The 20,884-nt window shown below is 67.1% G+C and carries 16 protein-coding genes and 1 tRNA gene; 11 read left to right on the forward strand and 6 right to left on the reverse strand.

What is annotated here, in order from left to right:
* Nucleotides 1-1,056, reverse strand: a complete 1,056-nt coding sequence (locus tag DEW08_RS03325) for a patatin-like phospholipase family protein (protein ID WP_245985901.1) — start codon at nucleotides 1,054-1,056, stop codon at nucleotides 1-3.
* 63 nt (nucleotides 1,057-1,119) lie between these two features.
* Entirely contained in the window at nucleotides 1,120-1,428 is a 309-nt protein-coding gene (locus DEW08_RS03330) for a hypothetical protein (RefSeq protein ID WP_109324474.1), read from the reverse strand.
* 118 nt (nucleotides 1,429-1,546) lie between these two features.
* Between DEW08_RS03330 and cutA the strand changes: the two genes are divergently transcribed.
* Together cutA and DEW08_RS03340 are read left to right on the forward strand one after the other, a co-directional pair.
* Nucleotides 1,547-1,888 (forward strand): divalent-cation tolerance protein CutA, encoded by a 342-nt coding sequence (gene cutA, locus DEW08_RS03335; RefSeq protein ID WP_109324475.1) that lies wholly within the window; start codon nucleotides 1,547-1,549, stop codon nucleotides 1,886-1,888.
* Nucleotides 1,889-1,987: 99 nt separating this feature from the next.
* Complete coding sequence (locus tag DEW08_RS03340) at nucleotides 1,988-3,193, forward strand: MFS transporter (protein WP_109324477.1); 1,206 nt, start codon at nucleotides 1,988-1,990, stop codon at nucleotides 3,191-3,193.
* Between the two features lie 7 nt (nucleotides 3,194-3,200).
* On the opposite strand, the gene DEW08_RS03345 is transcribed toward DEW08_RS03340, so the two are convergent.
* From DEW08_RS03345 to DEW08_RS31930, 4 genes are all read right to left on the reverse strand, one after another.
* Nucleotides 3,201-3,986 (reverse strand): SPOR domain-containing protein, encoded by a 786-nt coding sequence (locus tag DEW08_RS03345; RefSeq protein WP_146214625.1) that lies wholly within the window; start codon nucleotides 3,984-3,986, stop codon nucleotides 3,201-3,203.
* Nucleotides 3,987-4,132: 146 nt separating this feature from the next.
* Complete coding sequence (locus DEW08_RS03350) at nucleotides 4,133-4,435, reverse strand: restriction endonuclease (protein ID WP_109324479.1); 303 nt, start codon at nucleotides 4,433-4,435, stop codon at nucleotides 4,133-4,135.
* Nucleotides 4,436-4,590: 155 nt separating this feature from the next.
* Nucleotides 4,591-5,430 (reverse strand): carbamoyl phosphate synthase small subunit, encoded by an 840-nt coding sequence (locus DEW08_RS03355; RefSeq protein WP_245985903.1) that lies wholly within the window; start codon nucleotides 5,428-5,430, stop codon nucleotides 4,591-4,593.
* Complete coding sequence (locus tag DEW08_RS31930; protein ID WP_245985905.1) at nucleotides 5,376-5,759, reverse strand: carbamoyl-phosphate synthase domain-containing protein; 384 nt, start codon at nucleotides 5,757-5,759, stop codon at nucleotides 5,376-5,378. Before DEW08_RS31930 ends, DEW08_RS03355 begins: the two co-directional genes overlap by 55 nt.
* Before the next feature lie 380 nt (nucleotides 5,760-6,139).
* Between DEW08_RS31930 and DEW08_RS03360 the strand changes: the two genes are divergently transcribed.
* The 9 genes from DEW08_RS03360 to DEW08_RS03400 all read left to right on the forward strand — a co-directional run bounded on the left by DEW08_RS03360 (nucleotide 6,140) and on the right by DEW08_RS03400 (nucleotide 20,773).
* Nucleotides 6,140-6,601, forward strand: a complete 462-nt coding sequence (locus DEW08_RS03360) for a GatB/YqeY domain-containing protein (protein WP_109324480.1) — start codon at nucleotides 6,140-6,142, stop codon at nucleotides 6,599-6,601.
* Between the two features lie 131 nt (nucleotides 6,602-6,732).
* The gene (gene dnaG, locus DEW08_RS03365) at nucleotides 6,733-8,658 is read left to right on the forward strand and encodes a DNA primase (protein ID WP_109324481.1); all 1,926 of its coding nucleotides are present in this window, start codon (nucleotides 6,733-6,735) and stop codon (nucleotides 8,656-8,658) included.
* A 157-nt stretch (nucleotides 8,659-8,815) separates the two neighbouring features.
* A complete protein-coding gene (rpoD, locus tag DEW08_RS03370; RefSeq protein ID WP_109324482.1) occupies nucleotides 8,816-10,792 on the forward strand; it encodes an RNA polymerase sigma factor RpoD in 1,977 nt (658 codons plus the stop codon).
* Nucleotides 10,793-10,949: 157 nt separating this feature from the next.
* Nucleotides 10,950-11,025: transfer RNA gene (locus tag DEW08_RS03375), tRNA-Ile, on the forward strand.
* A gap of 98 nt (nucleotides 11,026-11,123) precedes the next feature.
* Nucleotides 11,124-12,710: a site-specific integrase gene (locus tag DEW08_RS03380; RefSeq protein ID WP_109324483.1), complete on the forward strand. Its 1,587-nt coding sequence runs from the start codon at nucleotides 11,124-11,126 to the stop codon at nucleotides 12,708-12,710.
* A 161-nt stretch (nucleotides 12,711-12,871) separates the two neighbouring features.
* The gene (locus tag DEW08_RS03385) at nucleotides 12,872-16,576 is read left to right on the forward strand and encodes a hypothetical protein (RefSeq protein ID WP_109324484.1); all 3,705 of its coding nucleotides are present in this window, start codon (nucleotides 12,872-12,874) and stop codon (nucleotides 16,574-16,576) included.
* Nucleotides 16,577-17,007: 431 nt separating this feature from the next.
* Nucleotides 17,008-17,322: a helix-turn-helix domain-containing protein gene (locus tag DEW08_RS03390; protein WP_109324485.1), complete on the forward strand. Its 315-nt coding sequence runs from the start codon at nucleotides 17,008-17,010 to the stop codon at nucleotides 17,320-17,322.
* A 224-nt stretch (nucleotides 17,323-17,546) separates the two neighbouring features.
* Complete coding sequence (locus tag DEW08_RS03395) at nucleotides 17,547-19,373, forward strand: tyrosine-type recombinase/integrase (RefSeq protein ID WP_109324486.1); 1,827 nt, start codon at nucleotides 17,547-17,549, stop codon at nucleotides 19,371-19,373.
* Nucleotides 19,370-20,773: a site-specific integrase gene (locus DEW08_RS03400; protein WP_109324487.1), complete on the forward strand. Its 1,404-nt coding sequence runs from the start codon at nucleotides 19,370-19,372 to the stop codon at nucleotides 20,771-20,773. The genes DEW08_RS03395 and DEW08_RS03400 overlap by 4 nt, the downstream gene beginning before the upstream one ends.
* The last annotated feature ends 111 nt before the right edge of the window (nucleotides 20,774-20,884 follow it).

Raw genomic sequence — 20,884 nt, forward strand, 5'->3', positions numbered from 1 at the left:
TCAGCCGCGCTGCGGCTCGTGCGTGGTGACGCGCGGGCCGTTGGCGAAGACGGACAGCGCATCGTGCAGATCCGGCAGGACGCGCTCCACAGCCGCCTCTCCTTCGCGGATGCAGTCGTCGGCCCGGTCGAATTCGGTCAGGCCGATGTGGCCCAGCCGCGGCGTGATGTGGACGTCGGGCGGCTCCCCGGCCAGCCGCGACCGGGTGATGCGGTCGGTGACGATGCCGAGCGAGGAGACCATGACGCCGAACAGGCTCGGCCCCTCGTAGTCGCGGCGGAAGATGCGGCGGGCCAGCGCGCCGATCCCGGTCGGGGCCTGGATCTCCGGCGACCGTTCCTCCAGCAGCTTCAGCAGATCGAATCCGGCGGCGGTGGCGACCGTCGATCCCGGTTTGCGCGCCTTGCCAAGGATGTCGGAGGCCAGATTGACCGCGATCACCATCTGCGCGCCGAGCGCCCGGCAGGCCGAGACCGGCACCGGATTGACCAGGGCGCCGTCCACCATCCAGCGGCCGTCCACCGCCGCCGGCGGAAACACCCCCGGCAGCGAGATCGAGGCGCGCATCGCGGCCACGAGGTCGCCGTCCTGCAGCCAGACCTCGTGCCCGGTGACCAGATCGGTGGCGATGGCGGCGTAGGGGACGGGAAGCTCTTCGATCCTCAGGTCGCCCAGGTGGTGCCGCATCTCGGCCATCAGCCTCTCGCCGCCGATCAGCCCGCCCCCCTGGCGCAGCCGCAGGTCCAGATAGCCGACGATCTTCATCCGGGTCAGGCCCCGTGCCCAGGCCTCCAGCGTGTCCAGCTTGCCGGCGAGATGGACGCCGCCGACCAGCGCGCCGACCGAGCTGCCGCAGATGATGTCGGGTTCGATCCCGCAGCGCTTCAGTGCGCGCAGCACGCCGATGTGGGCCCAGCCCCGGGCGACGCCGCTGCCGAGCGCCAGCCCGATCCGCGGCCGGTTCCGGCCGCCGCCGTTTCCGCCCGGGTTGCTTCCGCCCACGCCGTTTCCGAACAGGCCCATGTGCCGCTCCGCAAGCTGGGATCGCTGCGCCAACTGACCATCCTATGGTCGGGACCGGTTAACGAAGGCTGGATGCCGCGGTCGGAAGTGCCGGCGTCAGATCAGTTCGCCCTGCCTCTCGTCCACCGCCGTGGCGCCGGCAGCCTGGGACGGCCCGCAAAGCAGCACGTCGCGCCCGCTTCCGGTCAGGCGGCAGACCAGCCAGTCGGGCTTCAGCGGGTTGTCGAACCAGCGCTCCGCCCAGCCGGCCTTCAGGCAGGACTCGATGGTCTGCTTCTTCACCCGCTGGCCGTGCTCGTCGAACAGGGGGAGCTTCCCGCCGGGCTGGTCGAGGCCCCGGCTGAGCCAGGCCCGTTGCTGGGCCGTCGGCGAGCGGCGGGAGCCTGGTCGGCGCGGTGCGGCCATGTTCACCTCGGCAGGCGTGACGGATCGGGTGGTGCCCGGGACGGGCTGTGGCAATGTTGGGGCACTATAGGCGAAACCATCCGCCCGATGCACCGTGAACAAGAGGGAACCGGAAGCCATGGAAGACAGCGATACCGCCGCGGACGAGCCCGTCGTCCTCGCCTACATCACCGCCGGCTCGCGGGAGGAGGCCCTGCGCATCGGCCGCGCCCTGGTGGAGGAGCGGCTGGCGGCCTGCGCGAACATCCTGGACGGCATGACCTCGGTCTATCGCTGGAAGGGGGTGGTGGAGCAGGCCGACGAGGCGGTGCTGATCGCCAAGACGCGGCGCTCGCTGTTCGACCGTCTGGCGGCCCGGGTGCGCGACCTGCACAGCTATGACGTGCCCTGCGTCATCGAGCTGCCGGTGGAGCGGGGCGACCCCGGCTATCTCGGGTGGCTGCGCGAGGCGACCGCCTGAGTCGCCGCGCCGCATGCCCGCCATGCCGGTGGCGCAGTGGACCCGTTCCGGTTCGCGTGAGAGTTTCATGGGGCAATCATCCAGAGTCGGAGAGGTTCGATGAACGACACATCAGCCCGGCTGTCGGTCGGCTTCTCGTGGATCGGCCACTCGCTGATGCACATCGTCTCCGCTCTCTACCTGACGGTGGTGCTGGCGCTCGAGAGGGAGTGGCGGATCTCCTACGACGACCTGATCCGGCTGTGGACCCTCGGGGCGCTGCTGATCGGTCTCGGCGCGCCGCTCGCCGGCTGGCTGGGCGACCGCTGGGGCTCCGCCCGGATGATGGCGGTCTTCTTCCTGATGACGGGGGCCGGGTCGGTCGCCGCCGGCCTTGCCGACGGCCCGTCGGCCCTGATGATCGCGCTGGCGGTGCTGGGGCTGGGGGCGTCGATCTACCACCCGGTCGGCATGGCCTGGATCGTCTCGAACGCGGCGAACCGCGGCAAGGCGATGGCATGGCTCGGCCTGTTCGGCACCTTCGGCGTGGCGACGGCCGCGGTGGTGGCCGGCACCCTGATCGAGCTGTGGAGCTGGCGGGCCGCCTTCATCCTGCCCGGGGCGATCTGCCTCGTGCTGGGATTCGTGCTGGCCGTCCTCATCTCCGCCGGGATCGTGCGGGAGCGGCACGGCGATGCCAAGCCGCAGCCGGCGCCGTCGCGCGGCGACGTGGTGCGGGCCTTCATCGTTCTGTCGGTGACGATGGTCTGCGCGGGCATCATGTTCAACGCCATGCAGGTGGTGCTGCCCAAGCTGTTCGACGCCCGCCTCGGCCAACTGCTGGGCGGCAGCACGCTCGGCGTCGGCGGGCTGGTGACGCTGGTCTATCTGGTGGCGGCGCTGCCGCAGTTCATCGGCGGATCGCTGGCGGAGCGCTACTCGCTGAAGCGGCTCTACACCCTCTGCCTGTTCATCCAGACGCCGATGATGGCGGCGGTCGCCGTGCTGGCCGACCTGCCGCTGGTCGCCGCCGCGGCGCTGGTGGTCATCGCATCCCAGACGCAGATCCCGGCGGAGAACCTGCTTCTCGCCCGCTACACCCCGGGCAAGCATCGCGGGCTCGCCTATGGTGCCAAGTACATCCTGTCCTTCGGTGCCGGACCGCTGGCCGTCCAACTCGTCGCCATGGTCTATGAGCGGACCGGCGACTTCACCGTGCTCTACCTGATCCTGGCCCTGCTGGCCGCCGTGGCCTTCCTGGCGGCTCTTCTGCTGCCGGACGACCGCAAGCCGGCGCCGGTGGTGGCGCCCGCCCCCGCCGAATAGGCGGCGGTCACATCCGGCCGGGGTGCTCCTCCGGCAGCGCCGCCACCGCCAGATCGCTGTCGCCGCCGCCGCTCCAGGGCAGGAGCCAGATCCCCTTCAACCCGGCGGCACGGGCGACCGCCACCTGTTTCAGCGCCTCGGCCTTCGCAGCCGGCTGCAGCACCACGCGATGGAAGGTCCGGCCGCGCACCGCCGCCTGGACGATGCGGGCCTCCACCGGGTGAAAGCGGCTTTGCAGAAGCCTGTCCCGCTGGACCTCCGCCTGTTCCCGCCGGATGAAGCTGCCGACCACGACGAGGAAACGCTTGTCGTCCGCCGGGGCGGATGCGGCCGTGATCCCCCGCCGTTCGGGCAAAGGCGGCGGCACGGGGAGCGCGGACTGTTGTTCCAGGGTGTCCGGCGGTGTTGCCGTGGGCTTCACCGCAGGCAGTGGGACCGGGCCGGGGGCGGCGACCGCATCGCTCAGCGTCCCGGCCGATGCGTCGGCAACCTGGATCCTGGCGTCGGCGGGCTGACCGGGCGGAACGGTCTGAACCTCCCGCATCAGCTCGGCCAGCAGCGGCGTCGGCGGGGCGTCCCGGCAGACGGCGCCCTCGCGCAGCAGGTTCATCATGGCGCAGTCACGGTCGGCCGCCAGCGAGAGGAGATGGTCGGTGCTGGTCTTCTCCGTCCGCAGATAGAGCACCGCATCGACGTAGAAGGATGCCACCGATACCCCGACCGGCACCCCGGCGCATCCGCCGAGCCCGACGGCCGCCAGCGCCGCGACGCTCACCGCCAACCCGCATCGCATGAGCGCCTCCGCCAGATCGTGGGGGTTCCGTCCGGCAGAGTCACAGCCTGTTGTAGGGCAAGTCAACGAACGCGGGTGGATGGCCTACCTTTGCCACAACCGTTCGCAGGAGGCAGTATCCGCAAGAGAGCAAGGGGTGTGACGGCCTATCGCCTCCGCTCGCGGATGCGGGCATGGCCGTCGGTGAACTCCGGCGGCTTCCGCTTCACCCATCGGATGAAGGCGGCGATCTCCGGATGGCCGCGCAAGGCCTCCACGGTGCTGTAGTGGTCGCGAAGCTGCTGCTCGCTCAGCACCGCATGGATTTTGCCATGGCAGATCCGGTGCATCGTCACCGTCTCGCGCCCGCCATAGGTCCGGGGGACGAGGTGGTGTTCATTGACGCTGGCGCCCGGGACGAGCGGGCGGCCGCAGAGCGGGCAGGGCGGGGACGGATCGGAAGCGGGCATGGACGGCGGACTGCTGGCGGGGCGCGTTCGTCAGGGACGGTGGTCGATATGGGGGACGGCCCTGCCGATCCCCAGCCCTGGTCGCCGACATGGAAACGGGGGAGCCGCGCGAGTCGGCTCCCCCGTTCCGTCCTCAAGCCGCTGGAGGATGAGGCTCAGGCGGCCTTGCCCTTCATCAGCTCGACGAAACGGTCGAACAGATAGTGGCTGTCCTGCGGACCGGGCGAGGCTTCCGGATGGTACTGGACCGAGAAGACCGGCTTGCCCTTCAGGCGGATGCCCTCGTTGGTGCCGTCGAACAGGCTGACGTGGGTCACCTCGGCGTCGGCCGGCAGCGTCTCCGGCACCACGACGAAGCCGTGGTTCTGGCTGGTGATCTCCACCTTGCCGGTGGCGAGGTCCTTCACCGGGTGGTTCGCGCCGCGGTGCCCCAGGGGCATCTTGGTGGTCTTGGCGCCGAGCGCCAGCGACAGCATCTGGTGCCCCAGGCAGATGCCGAACATCGGCACGCCGGTGTCGAGCAGCCCCTTGATCGTCGGGACGGCGTACTCGCCGGTGGCGGCGGGGTCGCCGGGGCCGTTCGACAGGAAGACGCCGTCCGGCTTGTGCCGCATCACGTCCTCGACCGTCGCGGTGCCGGGAACCACGGTCACCTTGCAGCCCGCCGCGGCGAGGCAGCGCAGGATGTTGCGCTTGGCGCCGAAATCCATCGCCACGACGTGGAACTGCGGGCTCTCCTGCGTGCCGTAGCCCTTGCCCAGCTCCCAGGCGCTCTCCGACCAGCTGTAGGTCTGGCGGCAGGAAACCTCCTTGGCGAGGTCCATGCCTTCCAGCCCCGGCCAGCCCTTGGCCTTGGCGACCAGCGCGTCGATGTCGAACTTGCCGTCCGGCGCATGGGCGACGACGCCGTTGGGCGCGCCCAGGTCGCGGATGCGGCGGGTCAGCCGCCGGTATCGACGCCGGCCAGTCCGATCAGGCCGTAGCTCTTCAGCCACTCGTCGAGGTGGCGGGGAGGAGCGCCAGTTGGACGGGTCGGTGATGTCGGCGCGCAGGATGAGGCCGCGCGCCGCCGGGTCACCGTCTCGATGTCCTCAATGTTGGTGCCGGTATTGCCGATGTGGGGGAAGGTGAAGGTGATGATCTGGCCGGCGTAGCTCGGGTCGGTCAGGATCTCCTGGTAGCCGGTCATGGAGGTGTTGAAGCACACCTCGCCCACCGAATCGCCGATCGCTCCGATCCCTCGGCCGCGGAACACCGTGCCATCGGCAAGGACCAGCACACCGGTGTGGACGGCATCATCAGCGAGGGGAGTCGATTGAGACATGGGTGGGGAACCTTCCCGATAACCGCGGCCGGCGACGGATCATGACCAAGTCATGACGGGGCGGCGGAACGGCGACGGCCATGCGTCCCGCCGGGCGCGCACGCAGAACCGCTCGGCTCCGGAACCCCGTCCGTGGAACGGGCGGCGGGCGGATCGAGTGGGCGGTTCGGGTGGACCGGTGTTTCTATATGACGATTGGATGGAGGATTTCCAGAAATTGCTTCACCGGACCGCCCCGTTTCCGGCGATGGGCTGGGCCGCGCCCGTGCATGTGCATTTGCCGTGGAAATCCGAGGCCATTTCCGGAATATTCCGCTTTTCCGTTTCCGGAAACACGGCCGGAGTTACAGGACGGCCGGACCACACGAAGGACTGAGACGATGCTGCGCCAGCAATTCAACGACGCCCTGAAGGAGGCGATGCGCGCCAAGGACCAGCGCGCTGTGTCCACCATCCGGATGATCCTGGCGGCGCTGAAGGACAAGGACATCGCGGCCCGCCCGCAGGGCGTGGCCGACGGCATCGACGACGCATCCATCCTGTCGATGCTGCAGGGCCTGGTGAAGCAGCGCAACGAGTCGGCGGCGCTCTATGAACAGGGGGGCCGCCCCGAACTGGCCCAGCAGGAGCGCGAAGAGATCACGGTGATCGAGCGTTTCCTGCCCAAGCAGATGAGCGAGGAGGAGGCGAAGGCCGCCATCTCCGCCGTGGTCGGCGAGATCGGGGCGACCAGCATCAAGGACATGGGCAAGGTGATGGCGGAGCTGAAGGCCCGCTACGCCGGACAGATGGACTTCTCCAAGGCCGGGCCGCTGGTCAAAGCGCAGCTCTCCGGCGGCTGAGGCGGTATGGCGGTCGCTGCCGGCCGCATCCCCGAAAGGGTCTAGACCCATCGCGAGCCGGACCGTTGCTGCGGTCCGGCGCGTTCTGCTGTAGGGTTCCCCTGATCCTCCCACGTCGGTGACGTCTGCCCATGGCCTTCCCGCCCCAGTTCCTGGAGGAGTTGCGCAGCCGTCTGGCGCTGTCGGACGTCGTGTCCAAGCGGATGCGCCTGATCCGGGCCGGCCGCGAGTACAAGGCCCCGTGCCCCTTCCACAACGAGAAGACGCCCTCCTTCTACGTCAACGACCAGAAGGGATTCTTCCACTGTTTCGGCTGCGGCGCCCACGGCGACATCATCGGCTTCGTGATGCGCCACGACAATCTGGCCTTTCCCGAAGCGGTGGAGCTGCTGGCCGGGGAGGCGGGCCTGCAGGTCCCCCGGCCGACCGAGGAGGACCGGCACCGCTATGAGCGGCGCAAGACGCTGCATGACCTCGTGGAGCAGGCGGCCCGCTGGTTCGAGCATCAGCTCTACGCTCCCGCCGGACGCGCCGGGCTCGACTACCTGAAGCGGCGCGGGCTCGACCCCGACATCATCGCCCGCTTCCGCCTGGGCTTCGCCCCCGGCGACTCGGGCGCGTTGCGGCAGGTCCTGCTGAAGCAGGGCTTCTCCGACGAGGACATGATCACCGCCGGCCTGCTGAAGCAGCCGGAGGACGGCCGTGCCCCCTACAGCTTCTTCCGCAACCGCGTGATCTTCCCTGTGACCGACCGGCGCGGTCAGGTCGTGGCCTTCGGCGGGCGGATCCTGGAGGGGGACGGGCCGAAATACGTCAACACCTCCGACACGCCGCTCTTCCACAAGGGGACCCTGCTCTACGGCCTGTCGCGCGCCCGGCAGGCGGCGGCGGACGGCAAGCCGGTGATCGTCGCCGAAGGCTATATGGACGTCATCGCGCTGGTCCGCGCCGGCTTCGACGGGGCGGTGGCACCGCTCGGCACCGCCCTGACCGAAACCCAGGTGCAGGAGCTGTGGAAGCTGATTCCGGCGGACGAGAAGGTGCCCTTTCTCTGCTTCGACGGCGACAATGCCGGCCGGCGCGCGGCGTGGCGCGCGGTGGAGCGCATCCTGCCGCACCTCGCCCCCGGCCAATCCGCCCGCGTCGCCTTCCTGCCGGAGGGAGAGGACCCCGACAGCCTGATCAAGGTCCACGGCGCCCGGGCGATGCAGAATGTTCTGGAGGAGGCCATCCCCCTCTCCGATGCCGTCTGGCGGATGGAGACGGAGGGGCGGCCGAGCGATACCCCGGAAGCGAAGGCGGCGGTCAAGGCGGCGCTCGAGGCGCGGGTCTCCACCATCGGTGATCGCGACGTGCAGTCCTTCTACCGCACCGAGATGCGCCGCCGGGTGGACGAGGCCTTTGCCCCGCCGCCGCGCCAGCGCTCCGGCTACGGGGCGGGCGGATGGGCTCCTGGTCCCTGGCAGCCTGGGCAGCGCCCCGGCCAGCCGCCGCGCCGCCATGTCGCAGGCATGCCCGGGCTGCGCACGGCGGCCCCGCCCGGCTACCGCCGCCGCCGCCCGGCCCAGCTCGCCAGCGCGCGGGAGCGTGTGCTTCTCGCCGTGCTGATCAACCATCCGGACCTGTTCGACGAGCTGGGCGAGCCGCTGGGACTGGTGCCGTTCGGCGATCCGGAGCTGGAAAAGCTGCGTTGCGCGGTCATTGAATGGCTTTCCGGCGATCAGAACCGCGACTCGGGACTTGACGCCGCAGCCCTTTGTCGCCACTTGTCATCCGCCGGCCATGAGGCGGTGGTTGGTACTCTGTTGTCCGAGGCGACTTATGTCCACGCGGGGTTCGCCCGCCCGGACGCGTCCCGAGAGGAGGCGCGGAAGGGATGGTGGCCTGCGTGGCAGCATCTGCATCACCGTCAGGTGATGGCGGATCTTCGGGAAGCGGAGGCGGCCCTGGCCCGGGACAACAGCGAAGCGAACTTCGCGCGGGTCGTGGCTCTTCAACAGGAGGTCATAAAATCCGGAATGGGTATGACGGATGACAGTGACTTTGACGATACCTAGCTGTTAAGGCGGCTGGGACACGATGTTGGAGACCAGGGCCGGACGTCAGGTTCGGGGATGGTACCACAGCCGGGGTCACGAGGGGCGGGCGGCGCGAAACCGCGGCCGGGCGCACCTTGTCTTTTTTCTAATGGGGTAATGCGGGGGCACCGATCGCATGGCCACGAAAGCTGCGAACAGCGTTGAAGTTTCCGAAGTCCGGGATGAGACGGGCGACGGTCCTCTGATGGATGGCATGGGGCTTGCCGTCAAGAAGATGATCGCGCGCGGCAAGGAGCGGGGCTACGTCACCTATGACGAGCTGAACGCTGCCCTGCCGCAGGACTCCTCGTCCTCCGAGCAGATCGAAGACACGATGGCGATGCTCTCCGAGATGGGCATCAACATCGTCGAGTCCGAGGAGACGGATTCGGACAGTGGCGCTGAGGCCTCGGCCGACGGCGAAGGCCGCTCGGCCGGCAATCTGGACGATGACGACATCGGCCGGACCGACGACCCCGTCCGCATGTATCTGCGCGAGATGGGTTCGGTCGAGCTGCTGTCCCGCGAGGGCGAGATCGCCATCGCCAAGCGCATCGAAGCCGGGCGCGAGATGATGATCGGCGCGATCTGCGAATCGCCGCTGACCATCCGCGCCATCCTCGAGTGGCACGACGCCCTCATGGAAGGCAAGATGCTGCTGCGCGACATCATCGACCTGGACGCCACCTATGGCGGCGGCCCGGACGGTGAGGGTATGCCCGAGGAACTGGCCGAAGCGGTCGAGGCTGCTGCCGGCACCGGCGAGGAGGCCGAGGCCGAGGCTCCGCCGCCGCGCCCCGAAGGCGAGGGCGAGGAAGGCGAAGAGGGCGAGGAGGGCGAGAACAGCCTGTCGCTGTCGGCCATGGAAGCCGCGCTGAAGCCGCAGGTCATCGAGACCTTCGAGGCGATCAAGGCGACCTACGACAAGTTGCACAAGCTGCACGAGTCGCGCATCGCGGCGATGCAGCGCGGCGAGGACGTCACCAAGCAGACGGACAAGAAGTACGACAAGCTCAAGACCGAGATGGTCGAGCTGATGAACACCGTCCGCCTGAACAACCAGCGCATTGAGCAACTTGTCGAGCAGCTCTATGCCCTGAACCGCAGGCTCACCGGCTTCGAAGGTCGTCTGCTGCGCATGGCGACCGACTGCCGGGTGAAGCGCGAGGACTTCCTGAACCAGTATTTCGGCCACGAGCTGGATCCGAACTGGCAGGAGCGCATCCGCGGCCTGAACCCGAAGACCTGGGGCAAGTTCGCCGAGAAGTACGACGCCGACATCCGCAAGACCCGTGAGGCGATCGCCGGCGTGGCGGAAGAGGCGCGGTTGCCGATCAGCGAGTTCCGCCGCATCGTCTCCACCGTCCAGAAGGGCGAGAAGGAAGCGAGCCGGGCGAAGAAGGAGATGGTCGAGGCCAACCTGCGTCTCGTCATCTCGATCGCCAAGAAGTACACGAACCGCGGCCTGCAGTTCCTGGACCTGATCCAGGAGGGCAACATCGGCCTGATGAAGGCGGTGGACAAGTTCGAGTACCGGCGCGGCTACAAGTTCTCGACCTACGCGACGTGGTGGATTCGCCAGGCCATCACCCGTTCCATCGCGGACCAGGCGCGGACGATCCGCATCCCGGTCCACATGATCGAGACGATCAACAAGCTGGTCCGTACCAGCCGCCAGATGCTGCACGAGATCGGCCGCGAGCCGACCCCGGAGGAGCTGGCCGAGCGTCTGATGATGCCGCTGGAGAAGGTGCGCAAGGTCCTGAAGATCGCGAAGGAGCCGATCTCCCTCGAGACGCCGATCGGCGATGAGGAGGATTCGCATCTCGGCGACTTCATCGAGGACAAGAACGCGGTCCTGCCGCTCGACGCCGCCATCCAGGCGAACCTGCGCGAGACGACGACCCGCGTGCTGGCCTCGCTGACGCCGCGTGAGGAGCGTGTCCTGCGCATGCGCTTCGGCATCGGCATGAACACCGACCATACCCTGGAAGAGGTGGGACAGCAGTTCAACGTGACCCGCGAGCGCATCCGCCAGATCGAGGCGAAGGCCCTGCGCAAGCTGAAGCACCCGTCGCGGTCGCGCAAGCTGCGCAGCTTCCTGGACACCTGATCCGGGCAGAGTGCTGAAACGAAGAAGCGGGGACCTTGACGGGTCCCCGTTTTTTTGTGTCCGCTACCGTGGTTGTGCTGATCCAAATCGCCGCGGTTGCGGAACGGAGTTGCAAAGCGGGGGCCTCCTGTCGCAAATTCGCCTTCCCTTGGGATATGGGCCTGTAGTTCAGCGGTTAGAACGCGCCGCTCATAACGGTGTTGTCGTCGGTTCGAATCCGGCCGGGCCCACCAACTTACATCCAACACGTTGGAAACTCTGAAGCCCTTGCAGCGCAAGGGCTTCACTGCTATTCGGCCTGCTAGATTCCTGTTAGATCGCGGGTGAGGAGATGGCTGGCTCGACGCACCGTACGAAGGTCGATGGTCTGTGGGTTTTCCAACTGGCCATCCCGGCCGATTGCCGTGAGGAGTTGGCCCGCCGCTTCCCTGAGGAGTACAGGGGGCAAAAGGTCATCCGCCGTAGCCTGGGCACCGGCAATGCCCGTGAGGCTGAGGTCAAGGTGCGCGAGCACCTCGACAAGTGGCGTAGCCGGATCGACGCCATCAGGGGGCCGAGGAACCCGGAGAAGCTGACCCCGCTCCAACTTGCCGCTGTCGAGGAGCTACGGTCGTTGGGGTATCATATTTCACTCGATAGCGAGCCGGACCACGAAGGAGCAGTGCCCGCGCCTCCTGCCGAATCAGCGCGGACCTTCCGCGAGCTTGAGCGAGGGTTCGCGGAACGTCGGTACGCCTACGCCCACGGAAAGATGGTTGAGAAGCTGGCCGCCGCCGGCCTGGACCTTGATCCTGATGTTGCGCTCGAAGGGGAGCGCCAGCGGATCGCCGCGCGCCTGGACGCGGTCGAGCGCGCCGCATCAGTGGTTGCCGGCGATGTGGCTGTGAATAGGCCCTCGGCCTTCGCGACCATGGACACACTGTTCGAGCGCTGGAAGCGCGAAGCGCGCCCGACCGTCAGTTCGATTCAGGAATGTGAATTCAGTGTTCGTCGCTGGCGCGAAATGCACGGTTCGGTGGCTGTGGATCGAATCACCAAGCCGATGGTCCGTGCGTTCCGCGACGCGATGCTGTCATTTCCGACCCGCCTGAGCAACGGGGAGGCGGCTCTACCGCTCCAGACAATACTGGACAAATACCAAGACAAGGACGTGCCGCGGGCTTCCATCGCGTCGGCGCGTAAGCGGTTAAGCTTCATCAAGACGCTGCTGTCTACCGCCGTCGATACCGGCCTAATCCCGGAAAGCCCAGCCGAGGGCGTTCGGATCAAAGACGACGGCGCGAAGCCTGGGCAGGAGCGGCGGGCCTTCACGGTTGCCGAGTTGAAGATCATCACCGACAGGCTTGCGGACCAGGACGAATCGTTCCGTTGGGTGACGCTGCTGGGCATCTACACCGGCTGCCGCCTTGGTGAACTCGTCCAGTTGGAGGCGGCCGACGCGCGCGTCGAGGACGGCGTGACCTTCATCGACATCAACGCGGCCGGCGGCAAGTCGATCAAGACTGGCTCGTCCATTCGTCGTGTTCCGCTGCACCCCGACATCCGTAACGCCTTCCTGGCGTTCGTGGAAGGCAAAAAGGGGCGGCTGTTTCCGGACATCAGGCCGGGAACCAACGGCGATATCACCGACCTGATTTCCAAGCGTTTCAACTACTGGCGCAAACGGGTCGGGCTGACAGGGCAGGGGCTCTGCTTCCACTCGTTAAGGCACAGCTTTAAGGATCGGTGCCGCGAGGCCGGAATCGCCGAAGAAGTTCATGATGCGCTGACCGGTCATGCCGGGGGCGGCGTTGGCCGAAGGTACGGTGGCCGTCCGCCGTTGAAGGTGCTGGCCGAAGCGGTCGCCAAGCTCCAGTTCCCCAATGAATTACTTCAAGAACACGTTGAAGTTAATCGGTCTAAGTCCAAAACGTCATAAGGTTGCGGACTCGCCGCTGATTAGTCATGCTGGGCGCGCAAAAGGAAACCGCCGCGTTGGCGCGCGGCGGAATCCGGATAACAACATGAGGGCTTGCTGGTGCCCCGAATCTATGCCGGAACGGCATTGGGTGCAAGTCCTCGCAGCGAGAGCTTGCCCCGATGGTCGCACTGCCTGGACCTCACCCCTATCTTGCCGACGACGGGCCGCTCCCCGCCCAGCGAGCCGAGGAAGCCGCCCGCCGCTACTTCGAGGACGCTGTTGACAAGGTGCGCAACGCTGCCAGCGGCAGCAGAAACAACACCCTGAGTTCCTGCGCCTACGCGGTCGGCCGGCTGGTCGGCGGCGGCTACATCAGCGAGAGCGAAGCCCGCTCGGCCCTGGAGGCCGCTGCGCAGTTCGCCGCGATGCCGGCCCGAGAGGCGCATGCCACCATCACCAGAGCCCTCGCGCGTGGCGCCGCCAAGCCGCGCGATCTGGAAGCCGAGCGCGGTGAGCGGCGGGGCCAGCGCCGGGCGACCAGTGCGCCACGGCCGGCACCCGCACCGTTCAAACAGCCCGCACCGACCAAACCGGCCGGCCCGCCGGTCACGGTGCCGCACCTCGACGACGCGCCGGCCATGTGGGCGATGAGCGTCGCTGTGGACGCCGCTGCCGACCGTCGTGATGTCCGCTATCTGGTGCGCCGGGCCTTGCGGCCGGACACGTCTGCTGTCCGCTACCAACCCTATTGGAAATCACTGTTTTATCCGTATCGGTTGCCGGGTGGCGCCATCCAGGCGGGCCAGCGCCTTCCGTTGACGGAGGACGGCGGATTCGCCGACCCTCGCAAACGCCCCTTCACACGCGGCGAACTCCTCAACTCCCTGTTCGTCATCGAGGCCACCGTCGAAGACGGCCCGTCCGTTCTGTGCGATGGACCAGAGGACGCCCTGGCCTGCTATCAGGCGACTGGCTGGCGCTGCTTCGGCTCGGGCGGCAAAAATCGCTTCCGCCACGTCGCCGACCACCTTCAGCCCGGCGACGTGCTGATCTATGTCCGCGACCGCGACAACACCGACAACGCCGAATACGAACCCATTGAGCGTGCCTGCCGGGCGAAGCAGATCACGGCCATTGCCCTTGACCCGCCCGACCACCTGTTGCTGGACGGTAAGCCGGTGAAGGACGTGAACGACGTGCTGCGCGCCGCGGGCAACGAGGCCGTGCGGACGTGGCTGGAGGGGGCGCTTGCCGCCGCCCAGCCGGCCGGGGAGGCGCTGAACGACAACGGCGTGCGCGCACCTGACCCCCAGCCGTCACCAGAGCCCCCCGACGATGCGGACGAGCCGCACCACGGGCCGGTGCCTGCCTACTTCCCGGCGCCCACCGAGCCACGCGAGGCCGCGCTGGCGCGCCTGCGGCGGACCGTCGCCGAGTTCTTTGAGGCCACTACCGGCCCGGCGGCGGCCCGTGCGGAGTTTGAGCGCCGCCGCATCGCCGGCATCAAGGACGAGATGGAGCCCTGGGAAAAGGGCGCGGCGACCAAGCGAATCACCGCGGAGGTGTGCGCCGAGTTCGGCGTTGCCGACCTGCACCAGCCGGGCCGCCGGCTGTTTCTGACGGGCGGGAACGCCTGCAAAGCCGCTGCCGAGGAGGTTGCGGCCATCCGTTTACCGCTGTCCGTTTGGTGGCTGGCGCCGTCGCTGCGGGCCGCCGAAGCGCGCGCCGCCTCTTACCGCAAGATCGCAGGCCCCGACAGCCTGCCTGCCTACATAGTGCGTGGGCGCACCGCCCAGGACCCGAGGAATCGCAAGGTAACCATGTGCCGGCGGCCGGATGTTGCCTACAAGGCTGCCGAGTCCGGACTGTCCGTAAGGGAGAAGGTCTGCCCCGACTGCCAGTATCGGGATAGCTGTGGCTACTTGCGGCAGGACCGCGAGATCGCGGCCATGGGTGGGCGGGGCGTGTTCATCGCCAATCACAACTACGGATTCCTGCCGGGGTGCCCGGCCCCTATGCCGCATCTGGTGGTCGCCGACGAATCAATGATCCAAGTCGCCTACACGCGGCTGATCGTCGACCCGGCTGCGCTGGAGACCATGACGTGGCTTGGCGGCAGGTTGGACGAGGGATTCCCATTCAGGCGCGTGCTGGACGGTACGCGCAAGGCGTTGACCGGGCCGAATGCGCTGGAGCGACTGCGCACCATGGTGAAGCGCGGCGATATCGAAATCGCCGCCAGCATCCTCGAACGGACCGCCACGGGCGAGGCGGGCAAGGCTGTTGATGACGGTGGTGGCGACCCCGTGATCGTCGAACGTCTCGATGCGGTGGAGCGGCGTCACGCCTTGAAGATCGCCCGCCTGTTGCGTCTCGTCGCCAACGAGTTCGACCAGCCGCGCGCCACGTTCAACGCGGTCCGATTCGACTCTGAGTACCCGGTCAAAGTGGACGGGGAGGTGAAGCGCCTGCCGCGCATCCTGGGGTTCGTCGGGCGTGAACTGAGCCTGCCGCAACAGGTGCCGATTCTGCACCTGGACAGCACGGGGAACCCCCGGATCGTCCGAAAGATCTTCGGTGAGGACATCGAGCACGTTCATGTGCCCGTCGAGCGCCTAGGGGCAGTGGTCGGGACCACCGGGAAGAACTACGCCCGCCAGAGCATCATCGGCACCGACGCCGCCGGCCGTGAACTGCGGCCGGACGAAGCAGATCGGCTGTGCCGCGAGATCATGGCCGTTCGCGAAGCGCTGCCGGGCGAAACCATCGTCTCGGGCAACAAGGACGTGATCGAACACCTGACGGACAAGTATGGGCTGCCGATGCAGTCCTCTGATTGGTTTGGCGCTGTGCGCGGCATGGGGGCCGACGACGCGGTGTCGGCCCTGGTGGTCGGCCGCGACCAGCCGTCCACCACCGATGCCGAGGACATGGCCCGGCCGTTTCTGGCGGATGACCCCATGCCGCTGATCCACGCCGACGCCTACATGAAGGAGGTGCGTGGCCGCCGCATGAGCGACGGCAGCGTGGTGGCGGTCACCGTCGAGGTTCACCCCGACTACCGCGTCCAAGACATGCTGGAGCAGGTGCGGGAGGCTGAGATCGTCCAGGCGATGGACCGGGTAGCACCGACCAACGGCGCGCGGATGGTGGTGCTGATGAACAACCTCGTCCTCGACGTGACCTACGACAAATGCGTCCGTCACGCCGAACTGGTCGCGGGCGGGGCGCGGTGGGAGCGGGCACTGGCGATGCGGGGGGTGCTGCCGCTCAAGCCGGCGGAGATGCACCGCATCTGGCCGAATCTGTGGGAGTCCGAACGGTCCGCGAAGTGGGAGATCGCCGAGAAGGTCGGTCCGGTCTGGGAGCGCTTCACTGGACAGGATTCTCAAATAATAGAATTTCATTTGGAAAACCTGTCCAGTGAAGGGGTGGTCGGAGTCAGCTACCGGCCGGTGGGTCAGCGTGGCGGCCCGCCTACCAGGGCGCTGGTGGACCTGCGTCGTCACCCCGACCCCGCCGCCGCGCTGGCCGATCTGCTGGAGGTGGCCGTCACCGTGGTGGACATGCCGACCACGGCCGCGCCGAAGGCCGGCGTGGCGCCCGTGGTGGAGCCTGTGGCGGACGTGGCGCCCGTAGCGCAGTCCGTTGCCGCGCCGCTGCCGGCCGGGCCGGGGCTGATCGGCGAGCCGCCCATCGTTACCGTGGCGCCGCCGCCTGAGCTGTGGGGCGGCTGGGCGACGGAGGCAGAGGACCCGTTGGCGGGTGTCGAGGCGCCGGAGGACGTAGAGCGGGCGGCGCTGCAGGAGTTCGACGTGGGGTTCGTGGATGCGGTGGGGGATGAGGAGGCGTGGGCGTTCCCTGACCCTGTGCCGATCATCTAATCGGTTGCATTAAAAACGGAGAAAATCAACAATTAGGCGCGGCAAAAAATCGGAAGCCGCGCCCTTCTTAGAAGGTCCGTGTTGGTAGATTTTTTGTATTTATAATATGACGTAGTACATTTTATTATGAGTATCTGCAGCATTTATTCTCGACGGCTTTATAAGCGCGTTGGGTCCGTCTTTTGATAGAGCGGGCTGGTAGCCCAAAATGACAACGGTTGACAAAGGGGGGCGTTGTGCATATGTTTTGATGCAGAGGCCGTGTGTCCGCATTTTGCGGGCCACGGCCTTTTCCGTTCCGGCATACTGGCATGCCGGATCGCCCCTGAAATCGTTGCAATACCTGCGCACCTCGATCTGGGTGCGCCAGCCCCGCCAAGCCGAGCCTCGTCAGGATCGGTGTCGCGACCTCGCGCATAAGGATTTAGGCGATGGAGCAGTTGATCGACCGTGATTACTACGCCCTCAAGGACATCGCCGAATATTACGGCATGAGCGAGCGCACGGTGCGACGCTGGGTCGATGCCGGTGACCTGCCAGCGGTCCTCGTCGGTGGCTCCCTGCGGATTCCGCGAAACTCGTTGTACGCCTTCGACGCGAAGGTCCGCGCGAGCCGCCCCCGGAAGCGAACAAAAGGGACGGCCTCATCCAGTCACTCGACGATCACCATGACCACCGGCATGACGCCGGCCATCCCGCTTCCGCCGGTTGAAGAAGCTCGACGTCGGACCAGCGCCAAAAACTGATGCCGAGGCGACGGTCACTCCCTGTCACCCAATGTCATTGATTATCATTCAGTTTTTGGCACGTCGGGAAAGCTGTCCAAACACGGTGGGGGCTTTTGCCAGGACCGTTTTCCCGAAATCAGCGCACTGACACTGCCTGGCATCCCGTGACAGCGCCTGCCGTGGGCAGAGTCGCCCGAGTCACGGCTCGTGCCGCCTAACCCATCAACACAAAGGAGTAGCACATGACCACGCCGACTCCGGCGGTGGCGACGCTCGCCGACGTCTTGGCGGCGATCGACACCGCCGACCTTTCCCCCATCGAAAAGACACACCTCCGCAGCGCTGTCTCGCGCACCAGCACTTGGCTGGAGCGCCCAGTGAATGCCATCCCGGCCGACCGCAGAAGCCTCGGCCCCGCCCTGAAAGCTCTTCAGCGCCGCTGTGCCGCCCATGGCGTCACCCCGAAGTCGGTTTCGAACGTCCTGGGCCTGCTAAACCGAGGCCTCGATCTCGTGGATCGCCGGCCATCCGCCTTGCCGCCCGTGTCCGCTCTTCGGATGCAGGAATGGCGAGACCTTTACGCGGCGTGGCGAGCCCTCGTGCCCAAGGCCTACGGCCCACTCACCATACTGATCCGCTACTGTGACGCGAACGACATCGCCCCCGGAGACGTCGAAGACGCTGTCGCCGAGCGGGTCATCGACTACATGAGCCAAGTCCGGCTGCGCGACCGGGACACCGCGGTCCATCACCTTCGCGGCTACTGGAATGCGGCCATCGACCTCGTCCCGGGATGGCCCCAACGGCGCCTGACCATCGGGCTCAAGGTTCGTCCCAAGGCGACGCTGGAGCTGTCAGCCTTTCCGGCGAGCTTCCGCGCCGATCTCGACCGCTTCCGGCGGATCGCCGCCGGTCTGTCCGAGGCCGAGGAACCGGCGGGACGGCGGCGCTATGATTTCTCAGTCGTCGTTGCCACAGCGGTGGCGGACAACGCCCGAGGCGTCCGACAGACCCTGAAACCGCTCAGCGCGGAAAGCATTTCCGGTTGCATCAATGCCGTTGTGATGGCGGCGACCGCGCTGGTCGCACAGGGCGCCACAATCGCGGACATCAAGGGCGTCGCGGACGTCGTTACCGCCCGCGGCCTCGCCGCCTTGGTCAACTCTGTGCTCGACCGCCTGGAGGGGCGGGCCAAGATCACGCGGCACGTGAACAACCTCGTCGGTTTCCTGCTGATGGTCGGCGCCCGCATGCGACCTGACTTCGCCGAGGATCACGAATTCCATGCCCTCGCCCGCCAGATCAGGGCGGACTTCGCCGTCGAGGAGGGCATGACCCTGGACAATGCGAAGATCCTGGCGCAGTTCGACGATTCGGCGGCGGTGCGCGCCCTATTCGAGATGCCGGGCACCGTCATCGCGCGCGTCGAGGCCACGAGGGCGGCGCGGAAGCGGCGCGGCGTCGATCCGGAGATCACACCGCGCATGGCCCTCCAGGTTATGCATGCCGTGGCTGTGATGCTCCTCTTGTCATTGCCGGTCCGCGTCGGCACGCTGGTTCGGACCGAGTGGAGCCACGTCCGGCTTCCGAAGACGCGCAACGCGCCGGGCTTCATCGACTGGCCGGCCGAACTGATCAAGACAGGCACAGAAGCCTCGGTGGAACTCCAGCCGCGGAAAATGCAGATATTGCGGCTGTGGCGCGATGTTTACCGGCCCCTGCTGTGCGATGCTCAGTCCAACAACTTCGTTTTTCCGGCGAAGAGCGGGCCTGGTCATCGCAACCGGTCGACCTTGGGCAACTACCTGTCCGCTCTGGTTCGGAAGCACGCGGGACTGAGAATTTCCAGCCATAAATTCAGGCATCTGGTGCGCACGCTCGTGCTCGACGCCGACCCGAGCGCGGAGGCGCTGGCCAACGCTCTCTTGGGCCATGCCCCCGGAAGCCGGGCGGCCCATCGGTATGGCACAATTCGGCCGACCATCGCCAGCCGCGCGTTGGCCGGCATTCTGGAACGCCAAGCCGCTGCGGCGAAGACGCGCCCCTCCCGGTCCAGGAGGGCGTCATGAGCTGGCGGGACGACGCCTACCGCGCGTTTACCAAATGGGCGATTGCGGCCGGAGAGGGCACCGCAGAGCTGACCCCGGAGATTCTGGAGCGCTTCATCGCCCACCTGCGGACCAACGCCACGCCCAAGACCCGGATGACCCGACTGCACGGCCTGCAAGGCGCCCTGCGCGAGCGGCTCCCCGCCGGCATCGACTTGGCCTGGGTGGAGCGGCGGGTGCGCGAGGAGTGGGAGATGTCCAGCCTGGGCCGTCGCGGGCAAGGACCGGGGCGAGGCCACGCGAGCAAGGCACGCCGCCATCGTCTGCTCGTCGAAGAGTGGCCGAGCGAAGCGCGCGACCGATGGGAGCGCGCCACGCGCGGTCCCGATCCGGGCAAACGGCGCCGATATGCGGCCAAGCCGACGGCCGACGAGACTGCCGGCGCGGCCGTCAAATGGGCCGCGGCAACCCGCGACAAGGTCGAGCGGGTCATCGGCCTGTTGTTCCGAGTCGCCCTGGACCGGGGCCTTCCCCTCGACGTCGTGCCCGAGAGCGTTCAGGCGTTCATCGACCACCACAGCGAAAAGGGGAACAGCTTGTACGGACTGGCCTGCAATCTCGACCATTTGGCGATGGCCGTCCGCGTGTTGTGGCCGGAGCGCGACTGGCATTGGCTGGCCCTCACGGCCTCGCGGTTGCATGCCGTGGCGGAGCAACAGCCGCGGAAGCGCGATCTCACCGACGTTGGCGTCGTGCCCGCCGAGGTCGAAGCACTGGCGTGGGAATTGATGCGCGAGGCCGTCCGGAGCCCGCTGGCCGTGCGATCTGCCGGCAAGTACCGTGACGGTCTGCTGCTCCTGTTCTTCCTGCACCACCCGGTTCGCCGGCGCAATGCCGCGGAAATGCGAGTCGGGGAGCACCTGATTACCGAGGACCATGGGTTTCGTCTGGTTTGGTCGGAGACTAAGAATCGGCAACCACGTGTCGATCGGCTTGCCGACCGCCTTGTCGAGCCGATGAAGACATACCTTCGGACGTTCCGGCCGACTCTGCACAGGCCCCACAGCGACGACGCGCTATGGCTGTCGGCGGCGAATGACTCCCTCGGAAGTCCGTTGACGGGGAAAGGGATTTTAGAAGCCATAGCTGGGCGCGTGAAACGCCGGCTTGGCGGCCATATTTGGGCTCATCTTTTCAGACATTGGGGGGCGATGATGATCGTCGACCACAGCACGGCCGACGCGCATCTGATCGCCCCGCTGCTTGGCCATCGCGATCCGCGGTCCGCCCGATTCTACATTTCCCTGGCGAAGACCCGAGGGGCGTCCTCACGTCTGGCGGACATGGTCGAAAGGTTCTATCGGCCCAGGAAGCATGCGTATATTCGCCGGCCGACATTGCGAAAGGCCGACAGGGCGTGATTAGCAAATGCACCGAGCGCTGGAACAGCGGTTTGCTGTTCATGCTGCCGTACAGGTCGTTCACTTTCCTCCGGTCGTCCCGTTCAGTTTCGAGCGCACTGTGCAGCCTAT

Source organism: Azospirillum thermophilum (assembly GCF_003130795.1).
Classification (GTDB): Bacteria; Pseudomonadota; Alphaproteobacteria; order Azospirillales; family Azospirillaceae; genus Azospirillum; species Azospirillum thermophilum.